Raw genomic sequence first — 19,861 nt, 5'->3', positions numbered from 1 at the left:
CGATAGAGCCGGGCCCATGCCCGGCTCACCGCGCGCGCCGGGGTTCAATCGTATTCAAGGACATGGACTGTTGAAGAAGATCCTTTACATCGCTGTCGCGGTACTGGTGCTGACGCGGCTGATCGATTTCGTGTTCTACGGTGGCCACGCCCGCGACCTGGTCGGGGCCGCTGGTTTCGGAGTGCTGTTCGCCGGCATCCTGCTGGAAGAACGTGCACGCAGCGCCGGCCCGCCCTCCGCACGCCTGCGGCGCCGTGCCAACATCATCGCCGCCTGCGGCATCGCGCTGGTGCTGGGGTCGTTCCTGCTGGAATGGAAGGTGTTCGGCTGAGCCAGCGGTGATCGCGGCGGCGGCGCGGGAATGGGACAATGCCGTACCCGCCGCCTGCCGCACCCGCGATGCTGATTGCCTTCAACAAGCCCTTCAACGTGCTCTGCCAGTTCACCGACCGCAGCGTGCCGCCGCGGCCGACCCTGGCCGGGTTCGGCCTGCCGCCGCGCGTGTACGCCGCCGGTCGCCTGGACCACGACAGCGAAGGCCTGCTGCTGCTGACCGACAACGGTACGCTGGCGCACAAGCTTACCGACCCGAAGCACAAGGCCGACAAGACCTACTGGGTGCTGGTGGAGGGAACGCCCAGCGACGAACAGCTGCAGCAGCTGCGCGACGGCGTGCTGCTCAATGACGGGCCGACCCTGCCGGCAACGATCGAACGCCTCGATCCGGCGCCGGCGCTGTGGACACGCGATCCACCCGTGCGCTTCCGCAAGACCGTGCCCGATGCGTGGCTGGCGATCACGATCCGCGAGGGGCGCAATCGCCAGGTGCGGCGGATGACGGCGGCGGTGAACCTGCCGACATTGCGGCTGGTGCGGGTGGCGATGGGGCCGTACCGGCTGGACGATTTGCAGCCGGGGCAGTGGCGGCAGATCGGCTGAACGCGCCTGCAGGAACGGAAAAGGGCGGAAGCACTGTGGCGTCCGGCCCTCATGTGGCGGTGGGGTCAGAGCCCTTCCTGCGGAAGGGATCCGACCCGGGCAGACTCAGGCGTCGCTGCCGATATCGCTGTGCTCGTCAACCACGGTGTCATTGCGGCGGTCACGCGCGCTGATGCGCTGCGCCTGGCCGTTCACAACATGGCCATTGGCGGCCTTCTTCTTCTGCTGCTTGCGGTACAGCGCATAGCCCAGTAGGCCCACACCGACCGCCGCAGCGGCCACGGCCACTGCCGGATTGCGGCGCACGAACTTGGTCGCAGCCTTGCCACCGGTCTTCACCGCGCCGATGGCGGCGCCGGTCTTGATCCAGTCTGCACTGCGCAGGCTGCCACCGGCGCTCTTCAGGCCGTCGCCGGCAGTGTGGGCCAGCTCCAGGGCGCGCTCCAGAGCGCGATCGGTGATTACAGTCAGCTTGCTCATGCGGGGGTCCTTTGCCTCGGGTCGAAGTCCAGTGTCGCGTGTTGCCCGTAAACGGTATGTCTTTCGGCGGGACACGTGGCGTGACTCTACTGCAGCCATTCAGGATCGGGCAGGGTGGGGTCGGATCCCATTCCCTTGGGAAAGGGCCCTGACCCCCGCCTTCAGGTTCCGCGCGGCTTGGCCCGATGCGTCGCAGTGGCCGTCCACGGATCATCCGGCCACGGATGGCGCGGGTAACGGCCCTTCATTTCCTTCTTCACTTCGGCGTAGGTGTTTTCCCAGAAATTGCGCAGGTCCTGGGTGACCTGCAGCGGGCGGCCGCCAGGTGAGAGCAGGTGCAGGGTCAACGGCACGCGGCCGTCGGCGATGCGTGGGGTGTCGGCCAGGCCGAACAGTTCCTGCAGCTTCACCGCCAGCACCGGCGGCAGCGGTTCGCCGTTCTCGCTGTCCAATGCATAAGTGATCGGCCGCTCCAGCCCGGAAGGCACGGTGATGCGGGTCGGCGCATGGCGCTCGATCAGCTGCCGTTGTGACCACTCCAAGGGCGACTTCAGTGCCTCACCGAAACTGGCCTCGTCCAGTGCGTCCAGACGGCTTTTCCCGGCGAACGCGGGTTGCAGCCACTGCGCGCGGTTGGCCAGCAGGGCGGCGTCGCTGCAATCGGGCAGTTCCAGTTCCGGCATCCAGCGCCGCAGCGATTCCACCCGTGCCTGCCATTGGCGCAGGCCCTCGGTCCACGGCAACGCCTGCAGGCCGAGTTCGGCGACAGCGTCGGTCAGCGCCTGCGCGGCGTGCTGCGGATCGACACGGCCGGCCGAGCGGCTGTCCAGCACGATGCGGTCGAAACGGGTCTCGCGCAGCGCTACCAGGGCGCGACGCTCGCTGTCCCAGCGCACCACGTCTTCGGTCACGAAGCGCTCCGGCCACGCTTTTCGCAGCTGGCCTTCATCCACCGGGGTGGCGCGCAGCAGCAGCGCATCGCGCGCTTCAAAGCGCAGTTCGCTGGCGACCAGCCAGGGTTCGCCGCGCAGGTCGCTCAATTCGTGCAGGCGCGCGCTGCGGCCATTGGCCAGCAGGTAGCGCAGCGGATCGCTGGGATGCTGGACGCCGATGCGGTCGGGGAAGGCATGCGCGAGCAGGTCGCCCAGTTCGTGCGCCTCGATGCTGGTGGGCGGGGTGGCCTCGCAGCGCAGGCGTCGACGCCACTGCTTGGCGGCCGCGTCGATGGCGGCCAACCCGCTACGGTTGGCATCGCCCGGCGCACGGCCATTGCGGAACGCCGCCAGCGCCCGCCAGCGTGCCGCCAACGCATCACCGCCCTGGCGCAGCGGATCGCGTGCCTCCAGCAGCGCGGCCAGATCGGCCGCCAGCGCCTGTGCACGGGCGTCCGGCGCGGCCAGCAGCATCGCCGCCATGCGCGGGTGCGTGCCCAGCGCCAGCACGCGGCGACCGAGCGCGGTGATCGCGCCGGTGTCCGACAACGCGCCCAGGCGTTGCAGCAGTTCGCGCGCCGCGCCCATCGGGCCGGCCGGCGGCGTGTCCAGGAAGCGCAGGTCGCTGCTGCCCCAGGCCGCCAGTTCCAGCGCCAGCCCGGCCAGTTCCACCTGGTCGATCTCGGCACGGCGCTGCGGTTCCAGTCGCTGCGACTGCGGCCACAGCCGCCAGGCCACGCCCTCGGCCACGCGCCCGGCACGGCCGGCGCGCTGGTCGGCCGAGGCCTGCGCGATGGCCACCACATCCAGACGGGTGAAGCCGCTGTTGGGGTCGTAGCGCGGTTCGCGCGCCTGGCCACTGTCGATCACCACGCGCACGCCAGGCAGGGTCACCGAGGATTCGGCCACGTTGGTGGCCAGCACCACGCGGCGACGACCATCACTTGCCGCTTGCAGTACGCGCGCCTGCTGTTCCACCGGCAGTTCACCGTGCAGGGCCAGCACCTCGACGCCGGCATCCAGCGATTCCTGCAGCCCGGCCTGCACGCGCGCGATCTCGCGCTGGCCGGGCAGGAACACCAGCAGGTCACCGGGGTGCTCGGCCAAGGCCTGCTGCACCGCCCGGCGCACCTGCAGTTCCAATGCCTCGTCGCGGCGCGCCGGGAAATGGCTGATCGCCACCGGGTAACTGCGGCCCTCGCTGCTCAAGCGCGGTGCATCGAGGAAGCGGGCCAGCCGTTCGCCATCCAGCGTCGCCGACATCACCACCAGGCGCAGGTCGTCGCGCAGCTGCGCCTGCACGTCCAGCGCCAGCGCCAGGCCAAGGTCACCACTGAGGTGGCGTTCGTGGAATTCATCGAACAGGATCGCACCGACCTCTTCCAGCATCGGGTCGTCCTGCAGCATGCGGGTCAGGATGCCTTCGGTGACGACTTCAATGCGCGTGCGCGCCGAGACCTTGTTCTCGAAGCGGATGCGGTAGCCGACCGTGCCACCGACCTCTTCGCCCAGCTGCCGCGCCATGAACAGCGCCGCGCTGCGGGCGGCCACCCGGCGCGGTTCCAGCAGGATGATCTTGCGGCCCTGCAGCCACGGCGCATCCAGCAGCGCCAGCGGCACCTGGGTGGTCTTGCCGGCGCCCGGCGGGGCTTCCAGCACCAGCCGCGGCTGTGCGGCCAGGTGCTGCTGGATCTGTGGCAGCAGTGGGGAGATCGGGAAGAGCGGGGCGTTCATGTGCAAAGGATAAGGGGCCACGGCGGGCGCAGGTACAATGCGCGGGCACTTTTCCCCCGCGATGACCATGCACCTGATCGATATCGGCGCCAATCTCACCCACGACTCCTTCGACCGCGACCGCGATGCCGTGCTGGACCGCGCGCGGCAGGCCGGCGTGGTGCAGATGGTGATCACCGGCGCCAGCCGCGAGCACTCGCCGCTGGCCCTGCAGCTGGCGCAGCAGCATCCGGGCTTCCTGTACGCCACCGCCGGCGTGCACCCGCATCATGCGGTGGAATACACCGAAGAATGCGATGCCGAGATGCGCGCGCTGCATGCCCACCCGGAAGTAGTGGCGGTGGGCGAGTGCGGGCTGGACTACTTCCGTGATTTCTCGCCGCGCCCGGCCCAGCACCGCGCGTTCGAACGCCAGCTGCAGCTCGCCGCAGACAATGGAAAGCCGCTGTTCCTGCACCAGCGCGACGCGCACGCGGATTTCATGGCGCAGATGAAGAACTTCGAAGGGCGCATCGGTCCGGCGGTGGTGCATTGCTTCACCGGCGAACGCGATGAACTGTTCGATTACCTGGACCAGGACTGGTACATCGGCATCACCGGCTGGTTGTGCGATGAGCGCCGGGGCGCGCACCTGCGCGAGCTGGTGAAGAACATCCCGGCCAACCGGCTGATGATCGAAACCGATGCGCCGTACCTGCTGCCGCGCACGCTGAAGCCGCTGCCAAAGGACCGCCGCAACGAACCGATGTTCCTCTCGCACATCGTGGAGGAACTGGCACGCGACCGAGGCGAGGACGTGGCGCAGACTGCAGCCAATGCGACCGCGGCGACACGTGCGTTCTTCCGCCTGCCCGACGCCGGTTGAACCGGTAGTGCCGGCCGCCGGCCGGCAATCAGACGGTGCTGCCGGCCAGCGGCCGGCACCACCGGTTCAAGCGCGAAGATCCGTATCTGCCAAGGCGCGCAGCCCTTCCCGATACGTCGGAAACTGCGGCTCCCAGCCCAGCGCTTCACGCGTGCCACGGCTGTCGATGCGCTTGCTGCTTTCGTAGAAGCGCCGCAGCGTCGGGCTCAGTGCTGGATCGTCCCACGCCACGGCGGGCGGCATCGCAAACCCGCCCAGCCGCGCGGCGAAGGCCAGCACGTCCTGCGGCGGTGCCGGCTCGTCATCGGACGGCAGGTACACGGCATGGGGTGTGGGCCGTTGCATCGCAGCGATGATCACCGCTGCCAGGTCCTGCACGTGCAGCCGGTTGAACACCAGGCCAGGCCGCACTACGTGGCGTGCAAGCCCCTGTGCCAGCTGCAGCAGGGCATTGCGTCCAGGCCCATACAGGCCGGGCAGGCGCAACACCGCCGAGGCGATGCCGCGTTGTTCGGCCAGTGAGCGCCACTGTGCTTCGGCGAGCCGGCGCTGCACGCCCGCGATCCCCGTGGCATCCGCAACGCTGGTTTCGTCGATCCAGCCGCCGGCCCGGTCGGCGTACACCGAGGTCGACGACAGATAGCCGACCCAGCGCAGCGCGGGGCTGGCCTGCAGTGCCGGCAGCAACAGGCGCAGTGCAGGATCGCCCTCGGCGTCGGGTGGCACGCTGCACAGCACGGCGTCGGCCTGCGCTACTTCGTCGAGCAGAGCCGGTGACAATGTCGCGTCGGTGCGCAGTTGAAGGCGCCGCACGCCGTCGTGTGGCGCCGACGCCGGATCGCGCACCGTGCCGGCCACATGCACGTCCCGCGCCTGCAGCTGCGCGGCCAGCACGCGTCCGCTCCAGCCCAGCCCGAGGATCAGCACCCTGGTGGGCAAGGCACCCGCGGGCGAAGCGAGGCTCACGCGCCGCGCAGCGCCTGGTAGGCCTGCAGGCTGCTGTAGGCGACCTGCAGCAGCAGGGCCTCCTGGTCGGCCTTGCGTGCGCGCGCCAGCATGTCGCCGACGATCTGTTCGGCCTCCACCTGCTGGCCGGCTTCCAGGTCGCGCAGCATCGATGCCTTCAGCGCCGAACCGGACTGGGTCAAGGTGGCGCGCGCGGTCTCCTGCGCAGCATCGGGAACCGGCTCACCGGCCGCTTCGGCCACGGCCAGGCATTCGTCGTACAGCCCACGCACGATGGCCTGCCCATCATCGGTGGCGACGATGGTGCCGATATCCGCGCGCAGCAGGCAGGTGGCCGCGGCCAGTGCAGTCAGGAAGGTGTACTTGATCCACTGCTCCTGGCCGATGTGCTCGCTGGCCAGATGCTCGAGGCTGGCCTGCGCACAGGCGGCGGCGAAGGCCTGCACGCGCGAGGAGATTCCTCCTCCATCACGTTCGCCGAAGGTGAGCTTGGCGGGCTTGCCGAGGTGCAGCACCGCGCCGTCGGCCGCCTTGGTGGCACTGATGAAGCACAGGCCGCCGAGTACCGCCTCGCGGCCGAAGCGCGCGTCGAGTGCGTTGTAGTGATGCAGCCCATTGAGGATCGGCAGCACGGTGGTGCTCGGCCCCACGGCCGGGGCGATGGCGTCGATCGAACTGTCCAGGTCGTAGGCCTTGCAGCTGAGGATGACCAGATCGAACGGCTTCTCCGCAGCCAGCGCGGGCAGGGCGTCGGCGGTGACGTGCTGCACCGGGAAGCGGGCATCGCCGATCGGGCTGCGGATGACCAGGCCGTCGCGGTCCAGCTGGGCCGCGCGTGCAGGGCGAACCAGGAAGGTGACGTCCACGCCAGCCTGGGCCAGCCGACCGCCGAAGTAACCGCCGGTACCACCGGCGCCGAGAATCAGGATGCGCATTGCACGTTCACCGTTTCTGGGGGAATCAGGCCTGCGATTGTGCCGGAGATTGCAGGCAAAAAAAGAGCCGGGCATTTGCCCGGCTCTACAGGTTTACGCCTCATCCACGCATGGCGTGGGTCCATCGTGTCGACCAAGGTCGACACCCACCAAAAGCGGGTCATGCCATCCAGACAGGTTGCGGAGACATGCCATCCAGACAGATCGCAGAGAACTGTCGAAGGCGGGGTGGGTCCGGTTGCGGGGGTGTCCGCGGCATGGATGCCGCGGCCAAGCCCCCATGGATGGGTTTACGGCGTCCCCCGTAACCGGACCCACCCTGCCATCCCGCTGGATGCATGCTGTTGCTTTTGCCGTTGAAGTTGATTCAGCGGGTGCAGGGCCGCAGGCCCTGCACGCCAAACTCAACTACGCATGCCCACGCCACGGCGCAGCAGCCACAGCGCAAGCGCCGTCAGCACCACCACGAACCCGATCATCAGCGCATAGGCCACCACCACCGGCACATCGCTGCTGCCCAGCAGGCCATAGCGGAACGCATTGACCATGTAGAAGATCGGGTTCGCATGCGTGGCCGCCTCCGCCCACGTCGGCAGCAGCTTCACCGAATAGAACACGCCGCCCAGGTAGGTCAGCGGGGTCAGGATGAAGGTCGGCACGATCGCCACGTCATCGAACTTCTTCGCGTATACCGCGTTGATGAAGCCGGCCAGCGAGAAGATCGTTGCGCCCAGGATCACCGTGGTCAGCGTCACCAGCGGATGCGGGATGCGCACCGGGGTGAAGAACATCGCGATGATCAGCACGATCACGCCGACCATCAGGCCGCGCAGCACCGCACCGGCCACGTAACCCCACAGGATCACCCAGTTCGGCATCGGGCTGACCAGCAGCTCCTCCACGTGGCGGCCGAACTTGGCGCCGAAGAACGATGAACTGATGTTGCCGTAGCTGTTCTGGATTACGCTCATCATCACCAGGCCCGGCACGATGAACTGCATGTAGCTGTAGCCGCCCATGTCACCCACGCGCGAGCCGATCAGGCCGCCGAAGATGAGGAAGTACAGGGTCATGGTGATCGCCGGCGGTACCAGCGTCTGGCCCCAGATGCGCATGATGCGGGCGACTTCGCGGCGCACGATGGTCATCAGTGCGACGCGGTTGCGCTGGCCGTCGGTCAGCTCGGTGGTGCTCATGCGGAGGTCTCCAGGTTGCCGGTGAGGCGCACGAACAGCTCCTCCAGGCGGTTGCTCTTGGTGCGCATCGAACGCACGCGGATGCCGGACTCGTTCAGCGTGGCGAACACGCGGTTGAGGTCCATCGCGCGCGGCATGTCGATATCCAGGGTGTGCGGGTCCGGTGCGGTCAGGGTCGCGCCCTCGATCATCGGCAGCTGCGCCGGCAGCTCACCGTCGATGTCCAGCAGGAAGCCTTCCACGTCCAGCTTGGCCAGCAGGGCGCGCATCGGCCCCTGCTCGACGATCTGGCCATGGTTGATGATCGCCAGGTGGCGGCACAGGTACTCGGCTTCTTCCAGGTAATGCGTGGTGAGGATGATCGTGGTGCCGGCCGCGTTGATCTCCTTCAGCACGCGCCACATGTCGCGGCGGATCTCGATGTCCACGCCGGCGGTCGGCTCGTCCAGGATCAGCAGGCGCGGGCGGGTCATCATCGCGCGCGCGATCATCAGCCGGCGCTTCATGCCACCGGACAAGGTGCGGCTCATCACCTGCGCCTTCTCCCACAGGTGGGCACGCTTGAGCTCCTCTTCGGCACGCTTCTCCGCTTCCTCGCGGGGCACGCCATAGAAGCCGGCGTAGTTCACCAAAATGTCGAAGGGCTTCTCGAACAGGTTGAAGTTGATCTCCTGCGGCACCAGGCCGATCAGGCGCATGGTGGCGCTGCGGTTGCGCACCAGGTCGCTGCCGAACACCTCCACCTGGCCCTCGCTGAGGTTGACCAGGGAACTGATGATGCCGATCAGGGTCGACTTGCCGGCGCCGTTGGGGCCGAGCAGGGCGAAGAAGTCGCCCGGGGCCACTTCCAGGGAAACCCCCTTCAGGGCCTGGGTGCCGTTGTCGTAGGTCTTGCGCAGGTCGCGCACGCGCAGGGCGGGCGCCGTTTCATTCTGGGATGCCAAGCTCGAAGCCTTCGCGCCCATGGGCTGGCGCTGGAGAGGGGGCGGGGAGGGGCTATTATAGAAGACCCCGAGGGCTTGCCCCGGCTACACACTGTCCCGAAAAGTCGTGCCTGTTCAATTCCCCCTCAAGCTGGTCGGCCGCCGCATGCTGGCCCCGACCGTCGGCCACTACCAGTTCGTGCGTGATGACGGACAGCCGCTGGATTTCCAGCCCGGCCAGTTCATCCAGGTCCATTTCAGCTACGCTGACGGCACCGAAACCAAGCGCAGCTACTCGCTGGCGACCCTTCACGACCACGCGCTGGGCCCGGGCGAGGCGGTGGATATCGCGGTCAGCTTCGTGCCCGGCGGCGCCGCCACGGCCCTGTTCGAGGCGCTGGAGCACGGTGGCCAGGTCAGCGCGTCCGGCCCTTACGGCCGCTTCTGCCTGAATCCCGGCGACCACAATGCCCGCTACCTGCTGATTGCCACCGGCACCGGCGTCACGCCCTACCGCTCGATGCTGCCACTGCTGGAAACGGCCATGGCCGAGCGCGGCGTGCAGATCGTGCTGCTGCAGGGCGCGCGCAGCCCCGGCGAACTGCTGTACAGCGAAGATTTCTACAGCTTCGCCGAAAAGCACGAGAACTTCCGTTATGTTCCGTGCCTGTCGCGCGAACTGCCGGCCGATCCGCATCCGGATGTGCAGCACGGCTATGTGCAGCAGGTGCTGTCCGGTTTCACGCCAGACCCGGCCACCGACATCGCCTACCTGTGCGGCAACCCGGACATGGTCGATGCCTGTGCCGAGCTGCTCAAGGCTGCCGGCCTGGGTAACCCGCAGATCCGCCGCGAGAAGTACGTCAGCAGCAAGTAAGTCAGGTAGCGCCGGCCGCTGGCCGGCAACCTCATGGCGTCCTGAAATGCCCACCGGAGGCGGCATCACGCCGCCCCCGGTGTCGTGACTCAGTACGCGATCCAGGCATCCCGCCAGGCAGAACCGGTGCCTGGGCGGTACGCCTCGGCATTGACGTTGCACCAGGCGCCTTCCGGGAACGGGCGGCAGGCATACAGCTTGCCGTCGGTGCCCTTCACCACGGTCTGGCCGGGCAAGTAACTGCCGATGCCGGCCGGGTACACATGGTCGAAGTCACCGCCCGGCGACGGCGTGCCCGGGTCCGGCACCTTCGTGTCGAGCTGGAAGCGATTGCCGCTCTTCAGGTACACGCGGTTGGCGGTGGCCGATGCAGCCGGCGTGATCACGCCATTGTCGAGCACGCCCACGCGCGCGTGCTGGGCGCTGTCATTGACCTTGCGCGCCAGCACCAGCGGCCACTGCGCGGCACCGGTCTGGCCGCTGGCCAGGGTGGCGTCCACGCGCTCGACATCGTTGCCGTTGGCATTGAACACGCGCAGCGCCAAGGTGGTGCCGATCGGCAGGTCGCCACGTGCGGTGACCGGGCCGGCATCCTGCCATTGCGGGGCCGGCGTGGTGCCGCCACCCTGGAAGCGCACGTCCATGCAGGTATAGAACGCCTCGGTCGAATCCGAGCGCTGCCAGGTGTTGTAGATCACGTGCTGGCCGCTGCGCTGCGGCAGGGTGCATTGCAGCTTGTAGGTGCCATCGGCCGACAGCGGTGTGTTGCCCAGCGTGCAGAACTCCTGCAGGTCGGCCCAGCGCAACGGGCTGCCCGGCTGCCAGCCTTCGCGGGTGACGAAGAAGCGCCAGTCACGCGTGGCATGCGGCGCGGTGGCCTTGAACACGAAGGTGAACTTGCCATTGGCATCGGGTTGGATCGGCGTGGTCTGCCAGTCGCTGCGGTCCACGTCCAGGCCGCGGAAGGTCGGGTTGTTGCCGCTGCACAGCTTGCCGTCGGGCACCACGGCCTGGTGGTTGCCGTTGGCGTTGGCCTGGTTGATGCCATTCCAGTCGTAGAACGCCTGCGAGCCACCGATCGCCTTGGCGGCCGCACAGGCCGGGTTGGTCGGGTTCTCCGGGTTGCCCTGGAAGCAGGCGTAGACGCGGCTGACCGGGGTGGTCATGGTGCCGTGGGCGGACGCCGTGCCAGCCAGGCACAGGCCTGCGGCGGCGAACGCGGTGGCCAGCAGCAACGGTGTGGATCGGAATGACATGGCGCATCCTTGTGGTCGTCGAAAGGGAGCGGTGACCGCAGGAGCTGCGCTGCGCGGCGGACTATCGGCGGCACCACGACGAGTATCGAGTCGCACTGCGGGCGGCCGAACCCTGGAAATGCCGATCCGTGACTGTGCATGTGAAGCCCTTCCCGCAGGCTTCACGCGGGGCTGAATGGATGCGCTGGCGATCACGGGATCGGCGTGGCATCGATCACGTCATGGAGATGACGCTACCTGGCATCCACGCCCACCCGTTCCGCCTGGCACGAGAAGCAACCCTGTGCCGCGTTGTGCAGTTGGACGAAGGCCACCGCCGGATCGGCGAAGAGGGCGTCCAGCTGCGCGGCGACCTCGGTGCCGGCGCAGAGCTGCGCGCTGCACATCAGCGCCGAGGCGTCATAGGCGCGCAACGAGATCATGCGGCGCTGCACATAGGGCGGCACCTCACCGGCGGGCAGCACGCAACGGCTGACGCCGCGCTGCACGAAGATCGGGCCGGATGCCTGATAGGGCGAGTGCCGCGGCAGGTTCACATGGGACAGCAGGAGCAGCTCGCTGCCGCTGGCCGGATCGCTCAGGCTGATCCGACAGGGATGGCCACCGTTCGCGCCGGCCCAGCGACGCTGGATGCCCAACGCGGCGAGGGCGGCATCGCTTTTCTCGAACAGGTGCTGGAACGGGCGGTGGTCGAGGCCACTGAGGTACCAGGCGTGCATCGGCGTCTCCTGAGTTTTCGCCGATTCTGCGCAGGCAGGCCCTGCCATGCTCGCCGTTTTCCGACCCGGCATCCGACAGCAGGTGGCGAGGACATCGGCGTCATCGCGGCAAAGCGCTAAGATGCGCGCGCCGCCGCAGCCGACGAACGCCGCATGTCCCTGGATTTCCCCACCATTGCCGTGCTTGGGTTCCTGCTCTGCATCGGCATCGCGGTGGGGTTCTCGCTGCTGCTGGTGGTGCTGCGCGGACAGCCGGTGCTGCGGCAGTGGACCGTCAGCCTGTGGCTGCTGACCCTGGGGGTGACCCTGTTGGCACTGCGGCCCTACCTGCCGCTGGTTCCTGCGGTGCTGGCCGGCAACGCCGCGATGGCCGGCTGTGGCCTGATGATGCTGCGCGGCGTGGCCCTGCATCTGGAGCAACCGCTGCCGGTGTGGCGACCGCTGCTGATTGCCGCTGCATTCATGGCCTGCATCTTCGCCTTCCTCGTGCTCTGGCCCGACCTGGGCCTGCGCCTGCAGGTGTTCAGCGTGTTCGCAATGATCGTCGATGGATGGATCGCCACGCTGCTGCTGCGCCATGCCCCGGTGCAGCAGCGCACCAGTTGCCGGCTGGCGGCAACCGTGTTCCTCGCCGAGGCCATGCTGTATGCCGTGCGCCTGTTCCTGCCAGTGGCGCCCGATGCCGGCGAGGACATCATGCGTACCGGGTCGCCGATGTTCGCCACCTACATCGCCGGGGTGATGCTGGAACTGGCGCGCTGCTTCGCGATGGTGCTGCTGCTGGTCGAGCGCATGCTGGTCGATCTGCGGCATACCGCACGCACCGATGGCCTGACCGGCCTGCTCAACCGCAGCGCGGTGCTGGCCGACGGCCAGGCGCAGTTGCAGCTGGCCCGACGGCAGGGGCAGCCCCTGGCGTTGCTGCTGGTGGATGTCGATCACTTCAAGCAGATCAATGACCGCTGGGGTCACCTGGCGGGCGACCAGGTGCTGCGCCACTTCGCCTCGGTACTGCAGCGCTGTGCGCAGGGATGGTCGGCCTTGCTGGGCCGCTACGGTGGCGAAGAATTCGTGCTGGTGCTGGCCGGCAGCGGGCAGGCAGAGGCAATGGGGCTGGCATCGCAGCTGCGGACCCGGTTGCAGCAGCACCCGGCGGCGCTGGCCAGCGGCGAGGTGGCGGTCACCGCCAGTGTCGGCCTGGCCATGGACGAGGGCCAGGGCGACCTGTCCACGCTGCTGGCGGCGGCCGATGCGGCGCTGTACCGGGCCAAGGCCGAGGGCCGGGATCGGCTGGCCTGCGCGGTGCCGGCGCCGATTTCGCCATTAACCATCGCCGCCGGCGCCGTGCCCGTGTAAGTTGAGTCACATCTTCCGCGGCAGCCCGTCGTGGTCGACAGGAACGTCCTCCAGGGGAAACACGCACGATGCAACGACACCACCTTGTGCTGGCCGGGATGCTGGCCAGCCTGATGCTTTCCGGCTGCAGCCAGCCGCCGTCGGCCGCTGGCAAGGGCGCCACCGATGCGCCCAGCCGCCGCTTCGGCACGATCGATTTCCAGCCCTGCAGCTTGTCCACCGTCGGCGCCAGCGCGAACGTGGAAGCGCAATGCGCTACCTTGCAGGTGCCCGAGGACCGCGCCCACCCTGACGGCCGCAGGATCGGCCTGCGCATCGCCTGGCTGGAGTCGGGCGACGGCGGCAGTGGCCAAGCGGACCCGGTGTTCTTCCTGGCCGGCGGCCCGGGCCAGGCCGCCAGTGAAGTGGCGGTCATCGTCGATACCGCCTTGCGCCAGGTGCGCAAGCAGCGCGACGTGTTCCTGATCGACCAGCGCGGCACCGGCGGCTCCAACCCGCTCAGCTGCCTGGGCGCGGACGGCAAGCCGATGCAGCTGGACGAGGATGCGGCACCGACCGAGGCCGTGATGCGCGACTTTGCGCAGCGCTGTGCGGCTTCCCTGCAGGGCCGTGCCGACGCGCGCTTCTACACCACCGCCGAGGCCATCGCCGACCTGGACGCGGTGCGCCAGGCGCTGGGCGTGGAAAAGCTGAATCTGGTGGGGGGCTCCTACGGCACGCGTGTCGCCCAGCGCTATGCGATCGCCTACCCGCAGCACACCCGCAGCCTGGTCATCGACGGCGTGGTCCCCAACGACCTGGTGGTCGGCGGCGAGTTCGCCAAGACCTTCGACAACGCGATCACCCTGCAGTCGGCGCAGTGCCGCAAGGATGCCGCCTGCAGCAAGCGCTTCCCGGTCGATACCCGCGAGCAACTGCGCAGCGTGGCCGATACGCTGCGCCGCACGCCGGTCACCGTGGACTACCGCGACCCGGGCACCAACGCGCCGCGGCAGGACGTGCTGACCCCGGACAGCGTGGTTGGTCTGGCCTTTGCTTTCTCCTATGTGCCGGAATATTCCTCGCTGCTGCCGCTGGTGCTGGACGAGGCCGCACAGGGCCGGTACGCGCCGCTGGCTTCGCTGGTGCGCGGCGCCACCCGCAGCATGGATTTCCAGATCAACCGCGGCATGCAGTGGTCGGTGATCTGCAGCGAGGATGCGCCGCGCTACCAAGCGCCGGCAGAGAGTGATGACGCACTGTTCGGTGCTGAAGCCGCGCGCGCCTTCTTCGCGGCGTGCCCGGTGTGGCCGCATCAGCCGGCCGCCGCCACGCTGACCGCGCCGTTGAAGTCGGATCTGCCGGTGCTGCTGCTCTCCGGCGAACTGGATCCGGTCACCCCACCGCGCTATGCCGAACAGGTACTCAAGGGTCTGCCCAACGGCCGCGCGCTGGTCGCCCGCGGGCAGGGCCACGGCACGCTCACTGCGGGCTGCATGCCGCGCCTGCTCGGCCAGTTCATCGATACCACCGATGCCAAGGCGCTCGATGCCCGCTGCCTGGATACGCTGAGCTACGTGCCGGCGTTCACCTCGTTCAACGGATGGACCCCATGATCGTCGCTGATAATCTGCACAAGGCCTTCGACACCCGCACCGGTCGCATCCAGGCGGTGTCCAACGTCGGCTTCCGTGCCGCCGATGGCCAGATCACCGGCCTGCTCGGCCCCAACGGCGCCGGCAAGACCACCACCATGCGCATGCTGTACACGCTGATGACGCCCGACCAAGGCAGCATCAGCGTCGACGGCATCGATGCCGCGCGCAATCCGGTGGAGGTACGCCGCCACCTTGGCGTGCTGCCGGACGCGCGCGGTGTCTACAAGCGGCTGACCGCCCGCGAGAACATCGCCTACTTCGGCGAGCTGCACGGCCTGTCCGCGCAGCGCATCCGCGAACGCATCGAGGTGTTGTCGCACGCGCTGGACATGGGCGACATCCTCGATCGCCAGACCGATGGCTTCTCGCAGGGACAGCGCACCAAGACCGCCATCGCCCGCGCGCTGGTGCACGACCCGCGCAACGTCATCCTTGATGAACCCACCAATGGCCTGGACGTAATGACCACGCGCGCGTTGCGCCGGTTCCTGCTGGGCCTGCGCGAAGAGGGGCGCTGCGTGATCCTGTCCAGCCACATCATGCAGGAGGTGGGCGCGCTGTGTGACCACATCGTGATCATCGCCAAGGGCACGGTGATGGCCTCCGGCAGCGCTGACGAACTGCGCGCGCAATCCGGCGAGGTCAACCTGGAAGATGCATTCGTGAAACTGATCGGCAGCGAAGAGGGCCTGCACGCATGAGCATGATGTCGACCCTGATGACGGTGATGCGCAAGGAACTGCGCGACCTGTCGCGCGACCGCCGCACGCTTGCGCTGACTCTGCTGTTCGGCCCGTTGCTGTACCCGCTGCTGATCCTGGGCATGGGCAAGCTGTCCGAAAGCCGTGTGCGCACCCAGATCGAGCAACCGTTGCAGATTCCCACCATCGGCGCCGAGCACGCGCCCAACCTGGTCCGCTTCCTGGCCGCCCAGGGCCTGAATGCCACTGCCGCGCCGAAGGACCTGGCCGAGGCCATCCGCTCGCAGGAGATCGACGTGGCGTTGCGCATCAGCCCGGACTTCGGCAAGGACTGGGCTGACGGCAAGCCGGCGCTGGTCGAGGTAATCCGTGACAGCACGCGGCGTGCCGCCGAGGTGCCCAGCGCTCGCCTGCAGGCGGCGCTGGCCACCTACAACGGCCAGGTCGGTGCGCTGCGCTTGATGGCGCGCGGCATCGATGCCCAGGTCGCACGGCCGCTGGACGTGGCCAGCCAGGACATGGCCAGTGCCGAAGCCAAGCGCGGCCTGATGCTGTCGGCGTTGCTGCCGATCCTGCTGACCCTGACCTCGTTCCTGGGCGGCGCCTATCTGGTGATGGATACCACCGCCGGCGAGCGCGAGCGGCAATCGCTGGAGCCGCTGCTGGCCACGCCGGGGTCACGCAGCGCCATCGTCAGCGGCAAGATCGCTGCCGCCTGCATGGTCGGCTTCGCCTCGCTGCTGCTGACCCTGGCCGCGTTCAAGGTGAGTGCGCAGATCGCCCCAGGCAACATCGGCCGCCAGCTCAACATGAACATCATGGCGATGGTGCAGATGCTGCTGGTGATGCTGCCGATGCTGCTGATCGGCACCTCATTGCTGACCTTCCTGGCCGCTGCGGCCAAGAGCATGAAGGAAGCACAGAGCCATATGACCTGGTTGATGCTGCTGCCGATGCTGCCGGGCTATGCGCTGATCGCCTACCCGGTGAAGAGCCAGCCGTGGCAGTACGCGGTGCCGTTCCTGTCGCAGAACCAGATGCTGCTGAAGGTGATCCGCCACGAGACCATCACCCCCTCGGTGTGGGCGATCTACCTCGGCGCCAGCCTGGGCCTGGCCGCCGTGCTGTGGTTCGCCGCCGTGCGCCGCTACCACAACGAACGCCTGGCGATCTCCGGCTGACCGCAGGGTAGTGCCGGGCCATGCCTGGCGGATCTGAAACGAGGCCCGGTCATTCCGGGCCTCGTTGTTCCGGGCTCGGTTCATGGGGGGCCAGGGTGATGGGGACAAGTATCGCGCCAACCATGGTCAACGGTTCTGTGGCGACCGATGCGGGTGCGCGCATCGGTAAGAAATATTGCAAAAGTGATGGGGTGACGCGGGCTGTCGTTTCTCCCTCTTAATGCTCGGGGCATCGGGCCGTACCGTGGCATCACACTTCTTCACCGTGATCCAATGGACCTGGACTCACCCCACGCCGCCCCCGTCGACATGGGGCACCGCACCTTCCTCACGCAGACGCATGGCATCGTCGATCAGGTGTGGGTCGCTACCGCGCAGTTCGCCGATCTTCCGGTCGAACCGCTGAACCCACCGCAGCTGGGCAGGCGGCTGCACCTTCCGCCGCTTCTGGTGCCACTGCACGCGCTCTCATGGCAAGCGCGGCTTGAACTGCTTGAACGCGCCGATGCCCACCTGCGCGATCGCGGTCGGCCACTGTTCTGCACCCTGCTTGTGAGTGACGCACCCGACCGGGTTCGAAACCACCTGATGAGCCGCATGGCGCCCCTGCGCCCGCGTACCGGCAGGGTGCTGTTCCGCGTACACGACGCACGGGTATTCCGTCATCTCCGGTGGATGCTGGCACCCTCCCAGATGGCACAGTTGATGGGGCCGATTTCGGCCTGGACCTGGCATGAGCCACTGGGAAATACGTGGCGCACTCAGCAGCGCCCGGCCACCGAGGGTTCGCCTGGTCCGTTGATCCACCCTGATCAATGGGACGACCTGGCCCAGATCGCCTGCATCAACGGTTGCCTGAGAGACCTCGCAGACGCGGGCGCCGGCCACGCCAGCTCGCTGCTGCCCGCCTTGCGGCAGGCGATACGCGAGGCGAAGAGCGTGGGGCTGCAGGATCTGGACGATCTGCAGGTGTACGCGCACCAGCGTCTGCGTGATGGCGATGGGGCGGCCCAGCAAGCGGCACTCAGCCTGCGGCTCAAGCGTGTCCACCAGCAGGGAATGTCCTATCGCATGGCCTGTCAGCTGGAACGACAGCACGGTCTGCGGACGGAGGCGGCATGACTGGGCCCGAGACCCACCCCGACTACTGCCCGAACTGCATCACATCGGGCTTGCCGCTGCTGCTTTCGCGCTACGCGGTGGCGCGGGCAGACGATGAGGTGCGCGAAGCTGCGCCCACGCTGCAGGCACCGTTCGACGACATCAGCAACGCACAGCCTTTGCCAGCGGATGCAGCGCACTACACGCTTCGCCTGCTACGGGGCGGCTATGTCTACAGCTACCATCAGGCGCGCGACGAGTGGAAAGCGTGGCAGTTGAACGAATACGGAGACCTGAGTGCATTCGACATCCGTGATCTGACCCCGCCACCCCAGAACGACACGCAGCCGGCGAGGTGTTCGCGCCACGGCGAGACGTTGCTGTCCAAGTGCATCATCGTGCCCGACGCCGGCCAGGCAACCCTGTTGTGGCTGGCCTACAGCAGCGCACCGTGGACGCGAAGAGTGTGGCAAAAGCATAAGGACGAGGCCTATCGCCAGCAGCATATGCGGTGCGTTGATCTTGCTGCGTGGCGCAAAGGAGCTTCTGTGCAAGCGCACGTGGCCGGTCTTGGCCATGCCCTGAGCCAGGTGGCCGAGCTGCACCTCGCCAAGCCATCCACGACATTGACAGTCTCACGCGATGACCGGGGCGTGCAGGGCATTCCGGCGATCCATGCGGTTCCCGGTGTGCATGCATTCGAGTACAGCCTGGATCAATGGGCAAACTACTCCACTGCGCAAGTCGACCTGTTGATCGCACAGGCCAACATAGCTGCCGGTCATCCGCAGGCATCGCCGCCTGCGCTGGTGGCACTGGACGATCCGATCGGCATCATTTCCGATCTCAACCAGCTCGCCACCGAACGCATTCTTGAATGGGAGGCCGAGCCCGAGCGATGGGAGAGCGTTCAGTCTGCCTCGTCCATCTCGTTGATTGAGGGCGCCGTGCGGCATGGCGCATTCGAGGATGTCGCGTACCGCCGTAGAGAGGCCGCCCTGTTCGGTCGTGGTGTGGTCAGCATCCTGAGCGGAAAAACCAACGCGGAACAGTTGGCCAGGCCCTTGCAGGCGTGGAATCACGACATATTTGCGGTCGAGGATGAGGAGGAAGTGCTGGTAAAGGCCGACAAGTCCTGGCGCAAGTACAGCCGCCATCTGCGCCAGGGTGATGCACACACGCACTGGCTCGAGCAGGTCTACGCACCTGCGCAGGCGCGGTTCTATGAAGACACCGTGGCCGATCTGGATCGAGCATGCATTGCCTGGTGGCAGGCGCCGGCCTTCAAGCAGCACATGCAAAGCAACTACGACAGCAAGGACAGCACAAGCGGCGTGCTCTACCAGGAAGTGGTGACCAACCTGCTGCGTGACTCAACCTCGCGCGGCCTGATCATGGGCTATCTGCTGGAGCGTCTGCAGCAGGATGACGTGAAGGACCCGGGAGCCATCTTCCTGCGAGCGCAGATGTGGAATCAGGATGCGTTGCTGAAGATCTGGAAAGACACCATGGAGAAGGCGAGTGTTGCACCGGGTACGCGGGACTGGCTGACAGCGGCCAACGGCCTGTCAAATGCGCTCAAGGCGATGCTGGATGCAGAATCCGCCGGAAAGCTGGGTGCGATGTTCCAGGGTACGGCCAAGCTGGTGGAGCAACTTTCCGGCCCCCTGACACAGATGATTGGCCGAGGAATGGGGCAGGTATTCGAAGGCGGCGCCATGCTGTTGCCCACCCGCATGCAGGTGGGGATGCTGACTGCACTCGCCCAGTCGGCATCACCCGGCAGCGAACTGGTGGATCTGAGTGGGCACACGACGCCCAAGCGCGCACGTAATGCCTTGGCGATGGTGGTCAGCGAGCGCGCCGGGTTGAATGCGGCCAGCCAGGCGCGTGCCGTGGCCGCGCACGCTGTTGCCGCGGCCGACGCGGACATGGACGGGAAGCGTTTCAGGATCGGACTGGTTGCCTTGGTGGACAGCGACCAGTTGCGTCTTTTCAAGGCGCTGAATGCCAAGGCAGTGATCACCGGCACGTCGCGTCATGCCGAACTGGCGCGAACGCTG

At 67.5% G+C, this 19,861-nt stretch carries 18 protein-coding genes; 10 read left to right on the top strand and 8 right to left on the bottom strand.

From position 1 onward, the window contains the following. Positions 1–70 precede the first annotated feature (70 nt). Both ACMZPQ_RS22355 and ACMZPQ_RS22350 read left to right on the top strand, forming a co-directional pair. A complete protein-coding gene (locus ACMZPQ_RS22355) occupies positions 71–331 on the top strand; it encodes a hypothetical protein (RefSeq protein ID WP_197580941.1) in 261 nt (86 codons plus the stop codon). Between the two features lie 68 nt (positions 332–399). Then, the gene (locus ACMZPQ_RS22350; protein ID WP_197580973.1) at positions 400–939 is read left to right on the top strand and encodes a pseudouridine synthase; all 540 of its coding nucleotides are present in this window, start codon (positions 400–402) and stop codon (positions 937–939) included. 105 nt (positions 940–1,044) lie between these two features. Here the strand turns inward: ACMZPQ_RS22350 and ACMZPQ_RS22345 are convergent, their stop codons facing one another. Then, positions 1,045–1,419, bottom strand: a complete 375-nt coding sequence (locus ACMZPQ_RS22345; protein WP_197580942.1) for a hypothetical protein — start codon at positions 1,417–1,419, stop codon at positions 1,045–1,047. Positions 1,420–1,580: 161 nt separating this feature from the next. Further along, complete coding sequence (gene hrpB / locus ACMZPQ_RS22340; RefSeq protein WP_197580943.1) at positions 1,581–4,085, bottom strand: ATP-dependent helicase HrpB; 2,505 nt, start codon at positions 4,083–4,085, stop codon at positions 1,581–1,583. Between the two features lie 67 nt (positions 4,086–4,152). Here hrpB and ACMZPQ_RS22335 point away from each other — a divergent pair, with 67 nt between their 5' ends. Next, entirely contained in the window at positions 4,153–4,950 is a 798-nt protein-coding gene (locus ACMZPQ_RS22335) for a TatD family hydrolase (RefSeq protein ID WP_197580944.1), read from the top strand. A gap of 66 nt (positions 4,951–5,016) precedes the next feature. Here the strand turns inward: ACMZPQ_RS22335 and ACMZPQ_RS22330 are convergent, their stop codons facing one another. From ACMZPQ_RS22330 to ACMZPQ_RS22315, 4 genes are all read right to left on the bottom strand, one after another. Beyond that, a complete protein-coding gene (locus ACMZPQ_RS22330; RefSeq protein WP_197580945.1) occupies positions 5,017–5,916 on the bottom strand; it encodes an NAD-dependent epimerase/dehydratase family protein in 900 nt (299 codons plus the stop codon). After that, positions 5,913–6,851, bottom strand: coding sequence for a 2-dehydropantoate 2-reductase (gene panE / locus ACMZPQ_RS22325; RefSeq protein WP_197580946.1), 939 nt, complete (start codon positions 6,849–6,851; stop codon positions 5,913–5,915). Before panE ends, ACMZPQ_RS22330 begins: the two co-directional genes overlap by 4 nt. Before the next feature lie 404 nt (positions 6,852–7,255). Further along, positions 7,256–8,047: an ABC transporter permease gene (locus tag ACMZPQ_RS22320; RefSeq protein ID WP_197580947.1), complete on the bottom strand. Its 792-nt coding sequence runs from the start codon at positions 8,045–8,047 to the stop codon at positions 7,256–7,258. Further along, on the bottom strand, positions 8,044–9,012 hold the full coding sequence (locus tag ACMZPQ_RS22315; protein ID WP_197580948.1) for an ABC transporter ATP-binding protein: 969 nt from the start codon (positions 9,010–9,012) through the stop codon (positions 8,044–8,046). The genes ACMZPQ_RS22320 and ACMZPQ_RS22315 overlap by 4 nt, the downstream gene beginning before the upstream one ends. Positions 9,013–9,097: 85 nt before the next feature. Between ACMZPQ_RS22315 and ACMZPQ_RS22310 the strand changes: the two genes are divergently transcribed. After that, on the top strand, positions 9,098–9,847 hold the full coding sequence (locus ACMZPQ_RS22310) for a ferredoxin--NADP reductase (protein WP_197580949.1): 750 nt from the start codon (positions 9,098–9,100) through the stop codon (positions 9,845–9,847). Positions 9,848–9,936: 89 nt separating this feature from the next. Here ACMZPQ_RS22310 and ACMZPQ_RS22305 read toward each other — a convergent pair whose 3' ends face one another. Both ACMZPQ_RS22305 and ACMZPQ_RS22300 read right to left on the bottom strand, forming a co-directional pair. Continuing rightward, entirely contained in the window at positions 9,937–11,103 is a 1,167-nt protein-coding gene (locus tag ACMZPQ_RS22305; RefSeq protein ID WP_197580950.1) for a lytic polysaccharide monooxygenase, read from the bottom strand. A gap of 233 nt (positions 11,104–11,336) precedes the next feature. Next, on the bottom strand, positions 11,337–11,822 hold the full coding sequence (locus ACMZPQ_RS22300; protein WP_197580951.1) for a DUF1203 domain-containing protein: 486 nt from the start codon (positions 11,820–11,822) through the stop codon (positions 11,337–11,339). Positions 11,823–11,975: 153 nt separating this feature from the next. On the opposite strand from ACMZPQ_RS22300, the gene ACMZPQ_RS22295 reads away from it, so the two are divergent. The 6 genes from ACMZPQ_RS22295 to ACMZPQ_RS22270 form a co-directional block, all read left to right on the top strand. Next, positions 11,976–13,178: a GGDEF domain-containing protein gene (locus ACMZPQ_RS22295; RefSeq protein WP_197580952.1), complete on the top strand. Its 1,203-nt coding sequence runs from the start codon at positions 11,976–11,978 to the stop codon at positions 13,176–13,178. 68 nt (positions 13,179–13,246) lie between these two features. Further along, the gene (locus ACMZPQ_RS22290; RefSeq protein ID WP_197580953.1) at positions 13,247–14,773 is read left to right on the top strand and encodes an alpha/beta hydrolase; all 1,527 of its coding nucleotides are present in this window, start codon (positions 13,247–13,249) and stop codon (positions 14,771–14,773) included. Beyond that, positions 14,770–15,516 carry an ABC transporter ATP-binding protein gene (locus ACMZPQ_RS22285; RefSeq protein ID WP_197580954.1) on the top strand — a complete coding sequence of 249 codons (747 nt, stop codon included), beginning with the start codon at positions 14,770–14,772 and terminating at the stop codon, positions 15,514–15,516. Before ACMZPQ_RS22290 ends, ACMZPQ_RS22285 begins: the two co-directional genes overlap by 4 nt. Further along, a complete protein-coding gene (locus ACMZPQ_RS22280; protein WP_197580955.1) occupies positions 15,513–16,697 on the top strand; it encodes an ABC transporter permease in 1,185 nt (394 codons plus the stop codon). The genes ACMZPQ_RS22285 and ACMZPQ_RS22280 overlap by 4 nt, the downstream gene beginning before the upstream one ends. A 273-nt stretch (positions 16,698–16,970) precedes the next feature. Next, positions 16,971–17,819, top strand: a complete 849-nt coding sequence (locus ACMZPQ_RS22275) for a DUF4123 domain-containing protein (RefSeq protein ID WP_197580956.1) — start codon at positions 16,971–16,973, stop codon at positions 17,817–17,819. Continuing rightward, positions 17,816–19,861, top strand: a 2,046-nt coding sequence (locus tag ACMZPQ_RS22270) for a T6SS effector BTH_I2691 family protein (RefSeq protein ID WP_495495860.1), incomplete at its 3' end; no start/stop codon positions are given. The genes ACMZPQ_RS22275 and ACMZPQ_RS22270, both read left to right, overlap by 4 nt.

The organism is Stenotrophomonas maltophilia (assembly GCF_047497515.2).
In the GTDB taxonomy this organism is placed as follows: Bacteria; Pseudomonadota; Gammaproteobacteria; order Xanthomonadales; family Xanthomonadaceae; genus Stenotrophomonas.
The sequence above is the reverse complement of the archived record's forward strand: the minus strand, read 5'-3'. Positions and strand labels throughout refer to the sequence as shown.

What these genes read in the sequence shown, in the direction of transcription:
- ACMZPQ_RS22350 (WP_197580973.1), top strand. Translation starts at nt 400, where the DNA reads ATGCTGATTGCCTTCAACAAGCCCTTCAACGTGCTCTGCCAGTTCACC.
- ACMZPQ_RS22345 (WP_197580942.1), bottom strand. Translation starts at nt 1,419, where the DNA reads ATGAGCAAGCTGACTGTAATCACCGATCGCGCTCTGGAGCGCGCCCTG.
- hrpB (WP_197580943.1), bottom strand. Translation starts at nt 4,085, where the DNA reads ATGAACGCCCCGCTCTTCCCGATCTCCCCACTGCTGCCACAGATCCAG.
- ACMZPQ_RS22335 (WP_197580944.1), top strand. Translation starts at nt 4,153, where the DNA reads ATGCACCTGATCGATATCGGCGCCAATCTCACCCACGACTCCTTCGAC.
- panE (WP_197580946.1), bottom strand. Translation starts at nt 6,851, where the DNA reads ATGCGCATCCTGATTCTCGGCGCCGGTGGTACCGGCGGTTACTTCGGC.
- ACMZPQ_RS22320 (WP_197580947.1), bottom strand. Translation starts at nt 8,047, where the DNA reads ATGAGCACCACCGAGCTGACCGACGGCCAGCGCAACCGCGTCGCACTG.
- ACMZPQ_RS22315 (WP_197580948.1), bottom strand. Translation starts at nt 9,012, where the DNA reads ATGGGCGCGAAGGCTTCGAGCTTGGCATCCCAGAATGAAACGGCGCCC.
- ACMZPQ_RS22305 (WP_197580950.1), bottom strand. Translation starts at nt 11,103, where the DNA reads ATGTCATTCCGATCCACACCGTTGCTGCTGGCCACCGCGTTCGCCGCC.
- ACMZPQ_RS22300 (WP_197580951.1), bottom strand. Translation starts at nt 11,822, where the DNA reads ATGCACGCCTGGTACCTCAGTGGCCTCGACCACCGCCCGTTCCAGCAC.
- ACMZPQ_RS22295 (WP_197580952.1), top strand. Translation starts at nt 11,976, where the DNA reads ATGTCCCTGGATTTCCCCACCATTGCCGTGCTTGGGTTCCTGCTCTGC.
- ACMZPQ_RS22290 (WP_197580953.1), top strand. Translation starts at nt 13,247, where the DNA reads ATGCAACGACACCACCTTGTGCTGGCCGGGATGCTGGCCAGCCTGATG.
- ACMZPQ_RS22285 (WP_197580954.1), top strand. Translation starts at nt 14,770, where the DNA reads ATGATCGTCGCTGATAATCTGCACAAGGCCTTCGACACCCGCACCGGT.
- ACMZPQ_RS22280 (WP_197580955.1), top strand. Translation starts at nt 15,513, where the DNA reads ATGAGCATGATGTCGACCCTGATGACGGTGATGCGCAAGGAACTGCGC.
- ACMZPQ_RS22275 (WP_197580956.1), top strand. Translation starts at nt 16,971, where the DNA reads ATGGACCTGGACTCACCCCACGCCGCCCCCGTCGACATGGGGCACCGC.